The sequence below is a fragment of the Pseudoalteromonas sp. NGC95 genome, assembly GCF_015864705.1.
Taxonomy (GTDB): domain Bacteria; phylum Pseudomonadota; class Gammaproteobacteria; order Enterobacterales; family Alteromonadaceae; genus Pseudoalteromonas; species Pseudoalteromonas arctica.
This window is the reverse complement of the sequence record NZ_JADYWR010000014.1, coordinates 46016-62634: the sequence shown is the minus strand read 5'-3', so window position 1 is coordinate 62634 and position 16619 is coordinate 46016. Positions and strand designations below refer to the sequence as shown.

Below are 16619 nucleotides of genomic sequence, written 5' to 3'. Positions count from 1 at the left end.
TAAATGAAAGTAATCACTTTTGTTCTGTCGTTGGTAGTAAGCTTTAATGCATTTGCCAACGACACAAACCCTGCCAAAGATTTATTACTAAAAATGGCTAATGCCGTTCACACCCGTAATTTTGACGCTTCGTTTGTGGTTGTCAAAGGTAAAACAATGGAACCCTACCGATGGGTGCATGCTTTACAAGGTGACACAGAACTTGAGCATTTAAGTTTACTTAACGGTGCTGGGCTTGAAATGGTCCGTATTGACAACCAAGTTACTTATTTTGAACCTCAGTCAGAACCATACTCCCTAAAAACAGATTCAATAGCGGGTCCAATCCCTGAAGTACTTTTTAAAGATATAGATCGCTTAAGCGCGCACTATGATTTTGTACTAGGCGGGAAAGGTCGTATTGCTGGGCGTGCTGCACAACTAGTTCGCATAGAATCTAAAGACGAGTATAAATATAATTATTGGATTTGGCTGGATATGGAGTCGTCGTTGTTACTAAAAGCCGCGTACGTTAACCATGAAGGTGAGGCCTTAGAGCAGTTACAGCTTACTCACATTAGTGTGACAGAGCAGCCAGCAGGTATGTTACTTGAAGTCCTCAATCGAAACTTTCCAACGCCTTTACCAAACGATGCACTTATAAACGAAGACAGTACAGCGACTAACTGGCAAATTAGTTGGTTACCGGATGGCTTTGAATTACTAAAATCAGACAGACATAAGCTCGATTTAAATAACGAATTAACAGACTATTACTTGTTCTCTGATGGTTTTGTTGAAATTTCGGTATTTATTCAGCGTCCATTACCGGGTAAGCGTTTAAGTGGTGCACTAACCTCTGGTGCAACGACAGTATATGTGCATAATGGCGGTAATTTTGATGTATCGGTTGTTGGTAATGTACCGAGTATGACCGCAAAAGCGATTGCTGAGTCAGTTACCCGCTCATTATAAACGATTCGTAAGGATTGTTATGATTGAACAAACCCTCACTGTTGTGGCCCTCGATGGCCACATTGCTCATTTAGAAGCACAACAAAAACAAGCTTGTGAAGGCTGCAATGGTCGTTGCGGCTCACAAGTGTTTGGTAAGCTGTTTGGCACTGCAAAAAAAACCTTCCCTTATAAATTTGAATCCTCTGTTGAAGTAGGACAAAAGGTAACCTTGTCACTTGATGATAGTCACGTCGTTAAGCATGCATTTGCGGTATACATGCTACCACTGCTTTTAAGTCTGGTTTTTGCACTGATTGCAGCGCAATTATTTATGTCTTCCGAAGGTTGGCAAATTTTAGCTGCAGCTTTAGGTGGTGTTACTGGTTTCTTTATAGCTAAAACTCGCGTGAAATCGCTAAAGCACGATATAAAAGTTATAAAAATTCACCCAATTAGTATCCCTTTAACTCAAATAGATGGTGATTGACGCCAATTAAATGTAAAATTGCCGTTTTATACCAAAGTAACTTGGAAATACAGGGAATAGTGGTTTTTTAAATTATTTTATCTAGCTGAATAACAATAAGTTAAATAAATTTAACTTATTGTTATTCAATAAATAAAATGGTTTTAATCAATATTAAAAAGCATTCGTGATGTTTGTAATTTACAAACTGAGCTTATGGCATCCTACAGCAAGTATTTTCAAGTCACTTAGGTATTCATATTTAGTCCATTAAAATAGAAGTATAGAATCCAGTTTATGAAGCATATCCGTAATTTTTCGATCATCGCCCATATTGACCATGGTAAATCGACCCTTTCAGATCGTTTGATCCAAGTTTGTGGCGGTTTAACCGACCGTGAAATGCAAAAACAAGTTTTGGATTCAATGGATATTGAGCGCGAACGTGGTATTACCATTAAAGCGCAAAGTGTAACGTTGAATTACAAAGCGAACGATGGCGAAACTTATCAACTTAATTTCATTGATACTCCAGGACACGTTGATTTTACATATGAAGTATCGCGTTCTTTAGCTGCATGTGAAGGTGCACTACTCGTTGTCGATGCAGGCCAAGGCGTTGAAGCACAAACATTAGCTAACTGTTACACCGCTATTGAAATGGAATTAGAAGTAATTCCAGTACTTAACAAAATCGATTTACCGCAAGCGGATCCTTTGCGCGTTGCAGAAGAAATTGAAGAAATTATTGGTATTGATGCCCTTGATGCAGTGCAATGTAGCGCTAAAACGGGTGTAGGTATTGCCGAAGTTCTTGAAATGATTGTTAGAGATGTTCCGCCGCCAGTAGGCGATACAGATGGACCTCTACAAGCACTTATTATCGATTCTTGGTTTGACCCATACCAAGGCGTTGTATCATTAGTGCGTATTAAGCACGGTGAATTACGCACTGGCGACAAAATAAAAATAATGTCGAATGAGCATATACATACTGCCGACCAAGTGGGTGTGTTTACACCTAAGCAAACTAACACCGGTATTTTAAGAACAGGTGAAGTAGGGTTTGTTATTGCTGGCATCAAAGAGATACATGGTGCGCCAGTAGGCGATACTATAACTCATCAAAAAAATGCGGCTCCACTTCGTTTACCTGGTTTTCAAAAAATTAAGCCTCAGGTTTATGCAGGTATGTTCCCAATTGCATCTGATGAGTATGAATCATTTCGTGATGCGCTTAATAAATTAAGCTTAAACGATGCGTCGTTATTCTTTGAACCAGAGAATTCAACTGCATTAGGTTTTGGTTTCCGCTGTGGCTTTTTAGGTATGCTACACATGGAAATCATTCAAGAGCGTTTAGAGCGTGAATACGATATTGATTTAATTACAACGGCACCTACGGTAATCTATGAGATAGTTACTAAAGAAGGTACATTCCAGATTGATAACCCGTCTGATTTACCTGCAGTAAACGATATTTTAGAAATTCGTGAGCCGATTGTTGAAGCTAATATTTTGGTACCACAAGAATACTTAGGTAATGTTATTACTTTGTGTATTGAAAAACGCGGTAGCCAAACAAAAATGACCTATCACGGAAAGCAAGTAGCTGTTACGTACGAGCTACCTATGGCTGAAGTGGTAATGGACTTTTTTGATAAATTAAAATCAACAAGCCGTGGTTTTGCATCGCTTGATTATAACTTTAAACACTTTCAAACATCAGATATGGTGCGTGTTGATATTTTAATCAATAGTGAGCGTGTTGACGCACTTGCGATTATTGTTCACCGCGATGGTGCTCAGTCTCGTGGTCGTCAGTTAGCTGATGCATTAAAAGAGCTTATTCCTCGTCAAATGTTTGATATTGCGATTCAAGCAGCGATTGGACAACACGTTATTGCACGTACTACGGTAAAACAGTTACGTAAAAACGTAATTGCTAAGTGTTACGGTGGCGATGTGAGTCGTAAGAAAAAGCTACTTAAAAAGCAAAAAGATGGTAAAAAACGTATGAAGCAAGTAGGTAATGTTGAAGTGCCTCAAGAAGCGTTTTTAGCTATTTTAAAAGTTGGTAAATAAAAACAAAGGATTATAAATGGCTGGTTATTTTTCAGTTTTATTGGTGCTATTAACCTTAGGCTCAGGCTTAATATGGTTAATAGATCACTTAATGTATGCACCTAAAAGACAGGAGCGCTTAGCGATAGCGCAAACGTCTGCTGGAGCTCCGTTAGATGAAGAAACTGCGGCATTAATTGCACCAGAACCAGTACTAACAGAAACAGCAAAGTCGATTTTCCCGATGATTGCAGCAATTACTATTTTTAGATCATTTATTTTTGAACCGTTTCAAATTCCATCTGGTTCAATGATGCCTACACTGTTAGTGGGTGACTTTATTTTAGTACAAAAGTATTCATATGGAATAAAAGACCCAGTTTGGCGCACTCAGTTAGTTGATATCGGTGAGCCTGAACGTGGTGATATTGTTGTTTTTAAATACCCTTTAGATGAAAGTGTTGACTATATTAAACGTACGATTGGTTTACCTGGCGATAAAATTGTTTATCGTGATAAACGTTTATATATTCAGCCAAACTGTAAAGAAGGCGAAACCCAACAGGGTGAGCTTTTATGTAATGAATTCAATAAAATTGATTTTAAACTAATTAATGATAACGAATTTAAACAAGGCCCAATGCCTCTAGCTCGTGTGAATGAAAATTTAACAACAGTTACGCATGATATATTAATCAACCCACAAGCGCCTGAAAGAAAAGGGCGTTACTATCAGCAACCGGGCACGCCTTCTGATGAATGGACTGTTCCTGCTGATCATTATTTTATGATGGGTGATAACCGCGACAACAGCCAAGATGGTCGCTTTTGGGGCTTTGTACCAAAAGAAAACTTGGTGGGTAAAGCTGTCTTTATATGGATGAGTTTTGAATTTGAGAATGGCCCTGATGATATTTTACCAGGATGGGTTCCAACTGGTGTTCGCTTTGAACGCCTAGGTAATATTCAGTAACGATGAAAAAAAATGTAACAGAATTATATAAAAAAATTGGCTATGAATTCGCTGATCAAGGTTTACTTGAACAAGCAATGACGCACCGCAGCCACAAAGGCCAACATAATGAGCGACTAGAATTTTTAGGCGACTCGATTTTAAGCTTTGTGATTGCCAATGCACTTTATGCCAAATTCCCTAAAGCGCGTGAAGGCGATTTAAGTCGCATGCGTTCAACACTTGTGCGTGGTCAAACACTTGCTGAGTTTGGTCTTGAATTTGGTCTAGGCGATTATTTACGCTTAGGGCCGGGCGAGCTTAAAAGTGGCGGTTTTCGTCGCGAGTCAACGCTTGCTGATGCAGTAGAAGCTATTATAGGCGCTGCATTTTTAGATTCAGGTATCGACAGTTGTGGCGATCTTATATTGGCGTGGTACCAATCACGTTTGGATGCTATTTCACCAGGGCTTAACCAGAAAGATCCTAAAACCCTGCTGCAAGAGTATTTACAAGCCCGTAAATTATCGTTACCGGGCTACACAGTGGTTGATACACAAGGCCAAGCACACAATCAAACATTCACGGTTGAATGTATTGTTGATGGAATGGATAGCATAATTTCTGTTGGTAGCTCGCGCCGTAAGGCCGAACAAAAAGCTGCCGAAAAAGCATTGAAGATACTTAAAAATGAACCTTGATACCTTAATACAGCCTCATGAACGTGATGTAGATACATTTTGTGGAATGGTGGCGATTGTCGGTCGACCAAACGTAGGTAAATCGACTTTGCTTAATGAAATCATTGAGCAAAAAGTGAGTATTACCTCACGTAAACCACAAACTACACGTCATCGTATTATGGGTATTCATACCGTAGATAAACACCAAGCGGTATACATAGATACACCGGGTCTACACGTTGAAGAAAAGCGTGCTATTAACCGTCTAATGAATCGAGCAGCGTCTAGTTCTATCGGCGATGTAGAGCTTATTATTTTTGTCGTTGAAGGCACTCATTGGAATGCAGATGACGATATGGTACTTAATAAAGTATCGCAAAGTGGTAAGCCTGTATTATTAGTTATTAATAAAATTGACCAAGTTAAAGACCGTGATCTTGTATTGCCTCATATGAAGTGGTTAAGTGACAAGTTTGATTTTGTTGGAATTATGCCAGTATCAGCAACGCAAGGTAAAAACGTTGATTTAATCAAAGCAGAAGTAACTAAACGCTTACCTCCTTGCGAATTTTACTTTCCTGAAGATTATGTAACTGACCGTTCGATGCGCTTTATGGCAGCTGAAGTTATCCGTGAAAAGCTAATGCGTTTTATGGGTGAAGAACTACCGTATTCTGTGACTGTTGAAATTGAGCAGTTTAAATGGCAAGACAACGGTATTTGGCACATCAATGGGTTAATTCTTGTTGAGCGCGAAACACAAAAACGCATGGTTATTGGTAATAAAGGCGAAAAGCTAAAAACCATTGGCCGTGAAGCCCGTAAAGACATAGAAGAAATGCTTGATAACAAAGTATTTTTAGAGCTTTGGGTTAAAGTTAAGTCGGGTTGGGCTGATGATGAACGTGCACTAAGAAGCTTAGGTTACAGTGAAGACTAAACCAAGCAGTAGCTTAGTGAATGGATAGCGACTTCTACACCGCGTATTTATTACATCGGCGTCCTTATAGTGACTCCCAAGTAATGTTAGATATGCTTGTAGAAGGCGTTGGCCAGTTAAGAATGCTGGCCCGAATTAGTGGTCGCCAGGCCACTAAACATAAAGCACAACTTCAGCCATTCCAGGCACTCCTTGTTAATTACAGTGGCAAGTACGATTTAAAATATATCAATAAGTTTGAACTGCATGGTAACCCGCACTTTTTAAAAGGTGATGAGCTTTATTGTGGTTTTTATTTGAATGAGCTAACTAATCGCATCGTTCCTGTTAATGAGCCAATTGAACAAGTATTTGAGCTATATAAATCTCACCTAGGAAACCTAAACAGCGGAGCCAATTTACAAGAAGTGCTTCGCTCGTACGAATTTCAATTATTGGAATTACTCGGTTATGGCGTGGATTTTAGTTTTGATGCCAGTGGTGAACCAATAGATGAAAAGCAGACGTATAGTTATTTCCCCGAACTTGGTTTTTTAATACAAGAAGATACGCGTTCTGGATTTAGTGGCAAACAACTCAACGCCATAGCAAATCATGACTTTAGCCAAAGTGATGTGCTATATATGGCAAAGCAATTAAGTCGCTATTTATTAAAACCCTTATTAGGTAGTAAACCATTAAAAAGCCGTGAGCTATTTATGGCCTCTCAATAAACGTAATTTTACAGGTAAGAAAATGAAAGATATTCTTTTGGGTGTAAACGTAGATCATATTGCAACACTTCGTCAAGCGCGTGGAACAAGTTACCCAGATCCAGCCCATGCAGCCAGTGTAGCAGAGCATGCAGGCGCAGACGGTATTACGATTCACTTACGTGAAGACAGACGCCATATTCAAGATCGCGACGTTTATGTGATGGCTAAAACTATCCAAACTCGTATGAATCTTGAAACCGCTGTTACCGATGAAATGATAAAAATAGCGCTTGAAGTAAAACCCGAGTACGTGTGTTTAGTACCTGAAAAGCGCGAAGAGTTAACCACCGAGGGCGGCTTAGATGTAGCGGGTAATATAGATAAAATTAAAGCCGCAACAAAAACGCTTACCGACGCGGGTATTAAAGTATCGCTATTTATTGATGCAGATAAAGCCCAACTAGATGCAGCCAAAGAATGTGGTGCTCCTTATGTAGAAATACACACAGGCGCGTATGCTGATGCAACAAATGATACTGATTTACACAAAGAGTTAGAGCATATTCGTGAAGGTGTTAAATACGCAGCAAGCTTAGGTTTGATTGTTAACGCTGGCCATGGTCTTCATTACCATAACGTTAAACCCATTGCCGCGATGCCTGAGATTTATGAGCTAAATATTGGCCACGCTATTATTGCTCGTGCAGCGATAGATGGACTCGATAAAGCCGTACGCGATATGAAACGATTAATGATTGAAGCAAGAATGTAATACGAATCTACATAAGTATTTAAAAAGCTTAATTAAAAAAACGCGGTTAATGCCGCGTTTTTTTGTATCTAAAATTCAAAGCTTATCTTTGTAGCTCAGTTACGCTTGCATCAGCAAGTAAGTTTTCAAGCTCGTCCTGTAACTCAAATAATTCAGGTTCAATATTCTCTAACAAGCATTTATTTTTAAGTGATGTTTCAATTGTTTCTGCGAGTGATTTAAGTTTAGGTACACCAGTGTAGCAACATGCGCCATGAAACTTGTGGACAATACTTAAGACTTGCTGACAATCATTACTCTCTATCGCTTTAGCAAGCAATGTAAGAGTTTCAGGGACGCTTAGAAGTAGCATATTAAGCATCTCTAGCGCTAACTCGCTCTTTCCGCCAGCACGCTGCAGGGCTTGTGCCCAATCAATTCGACTACTTTGAAATGGTGCAGGACTTTGTGGTGTATCTGTTTTAGCTTTATCGCGATTAACCGGGGTCTGTGGACTATGATCGCTAATAATTTGTTTAAGCATATCTTCATCAATAGGCTTAGTTAAATAGCCTTTAAAGCCATCTTTTAGTAGTTGCTCTTTTTCGCTTTGAAGGGCGTGTGCCGTTACAGCGATAATGGGTGTATCTTCATTAAGTGATGATTCTTGTATAAGCTTGCATGCGGTTATACCGTCCATAATTGGCATCTGAATATCCATAAAAATTATGTCGTATTTATGACTTTTACTTAAGCTGTATGCTTGTGAACCATTATGTGCCGTTTCTATTACTTCAATCTGTTCACTTAATAAAGTATGGAGAAGTTTTAAGTTGGCATCGTTATCATCAACAACTAATACTTTTAACGGCAGCAAAGCTTGATCGTTTTGTTCAATATTATGAGTAGGGTGGTCAAGCCTGTAAGGTGCGGCAAGTACCTCACACAACTTACGGTGATTAAGTGGTTTACTTAAACACGCATCAGCACCGCTGCCTATAAAGGCTTCTCGCATATTGTGCGATACAGTATTAAGCATTAAATATAAGTAATCAGTAGATTCACGCACGGCTTTCACATAGCTTTTTAGTTGCTGCATATCATCAACTGATGCCATATGGCCAATTAAGCAAACATCATATTTATGTTCAGTATTTTTTATAGCGTCTAAAAAGCTAGTCTCGTTAAAACATGCCGTTACGCTTGATTCCCACTGAGTCAATAACGAAAGTACAGCGTGATGTGTATGCTCGTGTGGCTCTAAATACAAAATACGCTTACCAATGAGCGATTTAGTCGGTAAGTCGTTAGTAAATACATGATTGGGCAAACTAAACACACTATTGAATGTAAAACAGGTACCGTTACCTGGTGCAGAGTTTAATGTTATGCGGCCATTCATCGCTTCAACAATATGCTTGGTAATAATGAGGCCAAGGCCTGTACCACCAAACTTACGTGTAATGCTTGAGTCTGCTTGCCCAAATGGCGTAAATAAAGAGTCTTGCTTATCCACAGGTATACCCACGCCAGTATCTGTTACTGACACAAGTAAAGAAGTACGTTCGTCGTCGAGTAACCGATGGCTTATGTCGACCTTAATGGAGCCTTTTTCAGTAAACTTAATCGCATTACTTAATAGGTTTATCAGCACTTGTTTAAAGCGAGTGGGATCGCCCGTTAAGTCATCTGGTACTTGTTGGTTAATGTAAATGGATAGCTCTAATTGCTTATCGTGTGCGCTAGGAGCGAGTAGTGTCATCACTTCATTTACAGCATCACGAAGTTGAAACTGAATCGACTCAAGTTCCATTGCACCCGCTTCTAGTTTGGAGAAGTCTAGAATGTCGCTAATAATAGTCATTAAACTATTTGCTGATAGCATAATAGTATCGAGATAATCTTTTTGATGTTTATTCAGCGGTGTTTTATAAAGCTGGCGTGTAAATCCAATAACACCATTTAACGGAGTACGAAGTTCGTGACTCATTTTAGCTAAAAAGTCTGATTTTACACGGTTAGCATCTTGAGCTTCTTTTTTTGCAAATGAGAGCTCTATATTTGAAGTTTCGTATTGCTCTAGTGTTTCGCGGTAGTCGCTAGTTGCTTGGTCAATATTTTTTTGCATTTCATCTTTTTGCATCACCATAGTGTGAGCAATGGTATTTAAGCCTTCTCGCAATAGCTCAAATTCACCTATCATGTTGTCGTTAAGGCCAGTACTTCTTTTACCTTCGACTAACTTGTCGGTTGCAAGTACTAACTTATTAAGCGGCGTCATAAACATGCGGCTTAACCTTAAAGCTAAAATTGCTGCAAATACCAATGATAAAATAATTACAATACCGCTAATTAATAAAGCACGTTGCTGCCCTATAACCGCTTGGTCTTTGTTTAGCTGTATAATAACGGTGCCCAGAGATGACTGAAAAGCAGATGGATCCCATTTAGAGTCGTGATTTGTATGGTTAATAATGGGCGTGAAGAATGTAACAAGCTCATCTGACTTTTGCACGTGGGTCGTTTTTAAATTTATGAGCGTCTTTTGATTAATTAACTTTTCAAATGAGCGGTGATAATTACTCGTCATTAATAGCGTATTATTTTTATCAAAAATTGCAATCGACTTAATTGTAGGGGAGTGCTTGTTATGTGTGTAGCTAATAAGGCGATTCAATAGCTGTTTGTTTTTTTCGAGCATGGGTTGCTCAAGCGCAATAGCAAGGGGCTCAGAAATAGTAGTACCTTGCTGATATAAAATTTCATCAAGCTCAATGTAACGATTTATTGTAAAATAGCCACCAAGTAGTAATCCTATGATCACCGTTGGGATCAGGGTCAGTGTTAAAACAGAATCGCGTAAGCCTAATTTGGTCATAATGGGAGCGTTTTATCGTTATTAGTATGATTTGAGTATATACGGTTCAACACGCATTCTAAAGCATCTAAATATAGGTGCTTCATAAATAAACTGAAGGTAATGCCTAATGGCGCAAATTTTTAAAGCGAAAAAAAAACCGCTTAAGCAACAAACATTAGAATTAAATATAACGGGAATGGATCATCAAGGGCGTGGCATTGCGAAGCATAATAATAAAGTATGTTTTGTAAGCGGTGCATTACCAAATGAAACAGTTAAAGCAACGCTCGTCGAAGATAAAGCTAAATACAGCAGTGCAAAAGTAATTAAAGTTATTAAAGCGAGTGAATCAAGAGTAGACGCTTTTTGTGAGCACTATAATCAGTGTGGTGGCTGCCAATTACAGCATTTAGAAGTAAGCCAACAAGTTGTAGAAAAACAAACTGCAGTTACTCAGCTATTTAGTAAGTTTGCTAAATTAAACAGCTTAAACTGGCAAGCTCCATTATTAAGTAAGTCTGTGCATTACAGGCGCAGCGCTCGCATAGCCGTTATGTTTGATAAAGCAGCAAAAAAAATGCGTGTGGGTTACAGAGCCAGTGGTTCAAAAAATATTGTCAGTATTAATAAATGTGCAGTACTTGATGAAGTATTTGCAGATGTTTTTACACTTTTTGATGGTTTAATTAATCAACACAAAGCGCTGCACAGTATAAGCCATTTACAGTTATGCCAAAGTGATGAGAAAAACTTTGTTGTTATTCGTCACACTAAAGCAATTAACGATGATACAAAGGCTTTGGTTGAGCACATAACAAAAAGCCAACAGTTTGAAGTTGTATGGCAAAGCGAGAACGATGTAATTGAGCATTCACACTTAGCCATGCCGTTTTATTATCTTAAAGAGTTTGATCTAAAATTTGAATTTGGTTTAGGTAATTTTATTCAGGTAAATGCGCAAGTTAACGAAGCTATGTTAAAGCAAGCCGCAAATTGGCTTGATTTAAAAGGTGATGAAAATTTATTGGATTTATTTTGTGGCATTGGTAATTTCTCATTAGTGTTGGCAAAACAAGCAAAATCTGTAATTGGCGTAGAAGGTGTGACTTCAGCGGTTGCAATGGCTGCTCAAAATGCGCAAACTAACTCTATTACCAATGCGCAGTTTCATTGCTTTGATTTAACGCAAAGCATACAGAGCGCCCCATGGTTTAGTAAAAACTTAGATGTGCTTGTACTCGATCCATCTAGGACTGGTGCAATGGCTGTATTAGAGCAATTATCTTTAAAGCAGTTTAAAATTATTTTATATGTCTCTTGTGACCCTGTTACTTTAGCCCGTGACAGCGCAATTATTTCACAAGCTGGCTTTGATCTTAATAAAATTGGGCTAATGAATATGTTCCCTCATACAGGGCATATTGAAACTATGGCGTTATTTCAACGGAGGTAGAACGCATTATGGTAGCTACACGACAATCACATCAACAAGATGAGACAACAGATTTTAGCACTCGGCTTTCATTTCTTGCCTTGTCTGAAGAAAAAACAGAGCTACTTACTAAAGCGCAAGCGCTCTGCGTAAAATGTGATAATGAAAGCAGGCAAACTACTGCAATCGAAATGGTTGAAATTTTAGCTGAGCTAAATCTCGACCCCGAATCGTTAGCTACTGCGTATTTAACCCCGTATTTTTTAAACGATTTAATATCACTAGAAACCATAGAAGAGCAGCTTGGTAGTAATATAGCCATGCTGTTAACTGGGGTTGCACAAATGGCCACTATTAGTACTTTATCGCATCAAGGTAAAGGAACTATGCAAGTTGATAATATTCGAAAAATGTTATTAACCATGGTTGAAGATGTGCGCGCCGTGGTCATTAAGCTTGCCGAGCAGGTATGTCATTTACGTAATGTAAAAAATGCGGATGAAGAAGACCGCGTCATTGCCGCTAAAGAAACGGCTGATATTTTTGCACCATTGGCAAACAGATTAGGAATAGGGCAATTAAAGTGGGAACTGGAAGATTTATCGTTTAGATATTTGCACCCAGGCACCTATAAAAGCATAGCCAAACAACTTGACGACAAACGTCTTACGCGCGAAGCCTATATGGAAGATATGGTTGAGCAAGTAAAAAACCGTTTAAGTGAAGTGGGCATAGAGGCCCAAGTTTATGGCCGCCCCAAGCACATTTACAGCATTTATAAAAAAATGCAGCAAAAAAACTACGAGTTTGATCAGCTTTTTGATATTCGTGCAATGCGTATCGTTGTTGAACGCCTACAAGATTGTTATGGCGCGCTGGGTATTGTGCACACCAATTGGCGTCATCTTAATAAAGAGTTTGACGACTATGTAGCAACCCCAAAACAAAACGGCTATCAGTCAATCCATACCGTAGTATTTGGGCCTGAAGGTAAAACAGTAGAAATACAAATTCGTACCAGCGATATGCATCAAGATGCTGAGTTGGGTGTAGCTGCACACTGGATGTACAAAGAAGGTGCATTACCGGGACGCGGCTCGGGTTATGAGCAAAAAATTAGCTGGTTGCGTAAGTTACTCCAATGGCAAGAAGAAGTGGTTGATGGTGGTGATTTAGCAGAAGAGCTTAAAAACCAAGTAGTAGAAGACCGCGTATACATATTTACCCCAAGCGGCGATATTATCGATTTACCACTTGGCGCTACACCACTTGATTTTGCTTACTACATTCACTCAAATGTAGGGCATCGTTGTATTGGCGCAAAAATATTCGGCAAAATAGTGCCGTTCACGCATCAACTTACAACTGGGGATCAGGTAGAAATACTGACCCAAAAACAACCAAATCCAAGTCGTGATTGGTTAAACCCGTCATTAGGATACATTAAGTCATCGCGCGCTAGAGCCAAAATTCATCACTGGTTTAAACAGCTCGACCGCGACAAAAACTTAAGTGCGGGGAAAGAAATTCTCGACAGTGAATTACAAAAGCTTAATTTAACATACAAAGATTTAGAGCCTGCCATCAAGCGTTTTAACTTTAAAGAACTTGATGACTTAATGGTTGCAATTGGTGCGGGCGATGTACGCCTCAATCAAATGCTTAACTTTGTAAGTGATCGGACAGAAGATGAACCGGTTATTCGTATTAAAGCGCCTAGCAAAGTAACCGGTGACAAAAACGGCATAGTGGTTGATGGCGTTGGTAGCTTAATGAGCCATGTAGCCAAATGCTGTCGTCCTGTCCCTGGCGATGAGATAATAGGTTATATAACGCAAGGTCGAGGAATAGGTGTTCATAAGGAAGACTGTGATTCGTTTAATAACTTAAAAAATCAGCATCCAGAGCGTGTTATTTCGGTAAGTTGGTCTGATGATATCAACGGCTCGTACGCACTAAGTATTAAAATAGAAGCCACCGATCGTTCAGGGCTAATACGCGATATAAGCTCAGTACTTGCTAATGAAAAAGTAAATGTTTTAAACATGAACGTAAATACGGTTGAAGATAATCAGTTAGCTATATTTACGATGCAAATAGAAGTACACGACTTATCGGGTACTAACCGTGTTCTTTCTAAGTTACACCAAATTGAAGGTGTACACGATGCCAAGCGTGGTCATTAATCATGAATGATAATGCAGCGCTTACACAACTTCTTAGCATAATGAAAACACTGCGAGATCCCAAGGGCGGTTGCCCGTGGGATCTTAAACAAGATTTTAAATCTATTGTGCCGCATACACTAGAAGAAGCATACGAAGTTGCCGACTGTATTGAGTCAGGCAACTTAGATGAGCTTAAAGGTGAATTGGGTGATTTGTTATTTCAAATTATTTTTTATGCGCAGCTTGCACAAGAGCAAAATCTATTTGATTTTAATGATCTAGTAGAGCAATTAAACGATAAGCTTACCCGTCGTCACCCGCATGTATTTGGCGATAAAAAAGAGCTAACAGATAAGCAGCTATCGAAGCAGTGGCAAACAATCAAAGCACAAGAGCGCAGTGCTAGAGCGCAAACAGAATCACCTTCTTTTTGGCAAGATATTCCTGCCAATATGCCAAGCTTAAGTAAAGCCAAAAAAATTCAACAACGCGTTGCCGCACTTGGTTTCGATTGGCCAACGTATCACGGTGCACTTGATAAAGTGAGCGAAGAAGTGCTTGAAGTAAAAGAAGCTATTGAGCAAGACCCGTTATCTGATCATACAGCGGAAGAGCTCGGCGACTTACTTTTTGCCACTGTTAATGTTGTACGCCATGTTAAACGAGACCCCGAACAGCTGCTTCGTAGCGCTAATGATAAGTTTTCAGCGCGTTTTGAAAAGGTAAACGCCTATTTGCATGCGCAAGGTAAAAGCTTAGATACAGCAACCTTTGAAGAGATGGATAGTGCGTGGGATGCGATTAAAAAAGTAAAATAGGCTTAATGTTAAATAGTGCACATTTTTTGTGCGCGTATTAGCTAATTTTAGCTGGATTGATAAGCAGTGTTTTGGTACAATTTCGCCCCGTCTTGATGATATACCCTTAGGCTCTTCTTTGGGTGTTATATTCCTTTTAATTCCTGATATTCTAGGGTTCGCATGAGTACAAAATTTATCTTCGTTACTGGCGGAGTTGTTTCTTCGTTGGGTAAAGGTATTGCCGCAGCTTCACTGGCCGCTATTTTAGAAGCCCGTGGTTTAAATGTTACCATTTTAAAGCTGGATCCTTACATCAACGTTGACCCAGGCACAATGAGCCCAATTCAACACGGTGAAGTTTACGTTACAGAAGACGGCGCAGAAACTGACCTTGATTTAGGTCACTACGAGCGTTTTATTCGTACCAAAATGACTAGTCGTAATAACTTCACACAAGGCCGTGTATATGAAGACGTATTACGTCGTGAGCGCCGTGGTGAATACCTAGGCGCTACTATTCAGGTTATTCCACATATCACTAACGATATTAAGCAACGTGTATACGACGGTGCTGAAGGTTATGATATTGCTATTGTAGAAATTGGCGGCACTGTAGGTGATATAGAATCACAACCGTTTATTGAAGCAATTCGTCAGATGGGAACTGAAATTGGCCGCGAACGCGCGCTATTTATTCACTTAACGTTAGTGCCATTTTTAGGCCCTGCAGGTGAAGTTAAAACAAAACCAACTCAGCACTCTGTTAAAGAGTTACGCTCAGTAGGTATTCAGCCAGATATTCTTATTTGTCGTTCAGACCGTAAACTACCTAATAATGAGCGTGCAAAAATCTCATTATTCACAAACGTAGAAGAAAAAGCGGTTATTTCATTACCTGACGTAGACAGCATTTATAAAATTCCAGCGCTATTAAAAACGCAAGAATTAGATAACTTCGTATGTCGTCGTTTTCACTTAGATCCACCAGAAGCTGATTTAGCTGAGTGGGAACAAGTACTTTATCAAGAGTCTAACCCAACGGGTGAAGTGACAATTGGTATGGTTGGTAAATACACTGAATTACCAGATGCGTACAAATCGGTTAACGAAGCATTAAAGCATGCGGGCCTTAAAAACCGTTTAACAATTAATATTCAATACGTAGATTCACAAGATTTAGAAAACAAAGGTGTTGAATTACTTTCACACTTAGATGCTATTTTAGTACCGGGTGGATTTGGCGGACGTGGTGTTGAGGGTAAAATCTTAGCGGCTAAATACGCACGTGAAAATAAAGTACCATACCTAGGTATTTGTTTAGGTATGCAAGTAGCATTAATTGAATATGCACGTAATGTTGCAGGTTTAACGGATGCAAACTCTACAGAGTTTAATGCAAATTCAGAAGCACCAGTAGTTGGCTTAATTACTGAATGGCTAGATGCTGAAGGTAATGTTGAAACACGTAGCGAAAAATCTGATTTAGGTGGCACTATGCGTTTAGGCGCACAAAAATGTCATTTAACACCAGGTTCTAAAGTACGCGAAGTATATGGCAGCGACGAAATAGTTGAACGTCATCGTCATCGCTACGAAGTAAATAATAACTTTGTAGAAATACTTGAAAAAGCAGGCTTAAGCTTTACTGGTTTATCAGAAGATAAAAAACTGGTAGAAATTATCGAAAATAAAGATCACCCATGGTTTATTGCCGCGCAGTTCCACCCGGAATTCACGTCAACTCCACGTGATGGTCATCCGTTATTTGAAGGGTTTGTAGCAGCCGCGCATATCCACCAAAAAGCGAATTCGTAATTTTAAAAGCCGTGCATATTGCACGGCTTTTTTGTTTTAAGGGCTGACTAAGCTATA

13 protein-coding genes are annotated in these 16619 nt (G+C 39.2%); 12 read left to right on the top strand and 1 reads right to left on the bottom strand.

The features are described from left to right. The first annotated feature begins 3 nt into the window (after window positions 1-3). The 8 genes from I6E70_RS13590 (at window position 4) to pdxJ (ending at window position 7508) form a co-directional block, all read left to right on the top strand. On the top strand, window positions 4-954 hold the full coding sequence (locus I6E70_RS13590) for a MucB/RseB C-terminal domain-containing protein (RefSeq protein ID WP_121954201.1): 951 nt from the start codon (window positions 4-6) through the stop codon (window positions 952-954). 19 nt (window positions 955-973) lie between these two features. After that, window positions 974-1423, top strand: a complete 450-nt coding sequence (locus tag I6E70_RS13585; RefSeq protein ID WP_024609022.1) for a SoxR reducing system RseC family protein — start codon at window positions 974-976, stop codon at window positions 1421-1423. Window positions 1424-1699: 276 nt separating this feature from the next. Further along, on the top strand, window positions 1700-3487 hold the full coding sequence (gene lepA, locus I6E70_RS13580) for a translation elongation factor 4 (protein WP_007581724.1): 1788 nt from the start codon (window positions 1700-1702) through the stop codon (window positions 3485-3487). A gap of 16 nt (window positions 3488-3503) precedes the next feature. Continuing rightward, the gene (lepB, locus tag I6E70_RS13575) at window positions 3504-4439 is read left to right on the top strand and encodes a signal peptidase I (protein ID WP_007581726.1); all 936 of its coding nucleotides are present in this window, start codon (window positions 3504-3506) and stop codon (window positions 4437-4439) included. A gap of 2 nt (window positions 4440-4441) precedes the next feature. Continuing rightward, window positions 4442-5119 (top strand): ribonuclease III, encoded by a 678-nt coding sequence (rnc, locus tag I6E70_RS13570; protein ID WP_007581728.1) that lies wholly within the window; start codon window positions 4442-4444, stop codon window positions 5117-5119. Then, complete coding sequence (era, locus tag I6E70_RS13565) at window positions 5109-6041, top strand: GTPase Era (protein WP_007581730.1); 933 nt, start codon at window positions 5109-5111, stop codon at window positions 6039-6041. Before rnc ends, era begins: the two co-directional genes overlap by 11 nt. A 20-nt stretch (window positions 6042-6061) precedes the next feature. After that, window positions 6062-6754, top strand: a complete 693-nt coding sequence (gene recO / locus I6E70_RS13560; protein ID WP_024592970.1) for a DNA repair protein RecO — start codon at window positions 6062-6064, stop codon at window positions 6752-6754. A 22-nt stretch (window positions 6755-6776) separates the two neighbouring features. Then, complete coding sequence (gene pdxJ, locus I6E70_RS13555) at window positions 6777-7508, top strand: pyridoxine 5'-phosphate synthase (RefSeq protein ID WP_024592969.1); 732 nt, start codon at window positions 6777-6779, stop codon at window positions 7506-7508. 82 nt (window positions 7509-7590) lie between these two features. Here the strand turns inward: pdxJ and barA are convergent, their stop codons facing one another. Beyond that, the gene (barA, locus tag I6E70_RS13550) at window positions 7591-10365 is read right to left on the bottom strand and encodes a two-component sensor histidine kinase BarA (RefSeq protein ID WP_197188924.1); all 2775 of its coding nucleotides are present in this window, start codon (window positions 10363-10365) and stop codon (window positions 7591-7593) included. Between the two features lie 109 nt (window positions 10366-10474). Here barA and rlmD point away from each other — a divergent pair, with 109 nt between their 5' ends. The 4 genes from rlmD (at window position 10475) to I6E70_RS13530 (ending at window position 16562) form a co-directional block, all read left to right on the top strand. Further along, window positions 10475-11800, top strand: coding sequence for a 23S rRNA (uracil(1939)-C(5))-methyltransferase RlmD (rlmD, locus tag I6E70_RS13545; protein WP_197188923.1), 1326 nt, complete (start codon window positions 10475-10477; stop codon window positions 11798-11800). Between the two features lie 8 nt (window positions 11801-11808). Next, entirely contained in the window at window positions 11809-13965 is a 2157-nt protein-coding gene (gene relA / locus I6E70_RS13540; protein ID WP_197188922.1) for a GTP diphosphokinase, read from the top strand. 2 nt (window positions 13966-13967) lie between these two features. Next, window positions 13968-14765 (top strand): nucleoside triphosphate pyrophosphohydrolase, encoded by a 798-nt coding sequence (mazG, locus tag I6E70_RS13535; RefSeq protein WP_197188921.1) that lies wholly within the window; start codon window positions 13968-13970, stop codon window positions 14763-14765. Between the two features lie 162 nt (window positions 14766-14927). Then, window positions 14928-16562, top strand: coding sequence for a CTP synthase (locus I6E70_RS13530; protein ID WP_010553216.1), 1635 nt, complete (start codon window positions 14928-14930; stop codon window positions 16560-16562). Window positions 16563-16619 lie beyond the last annotated feature (57 nt).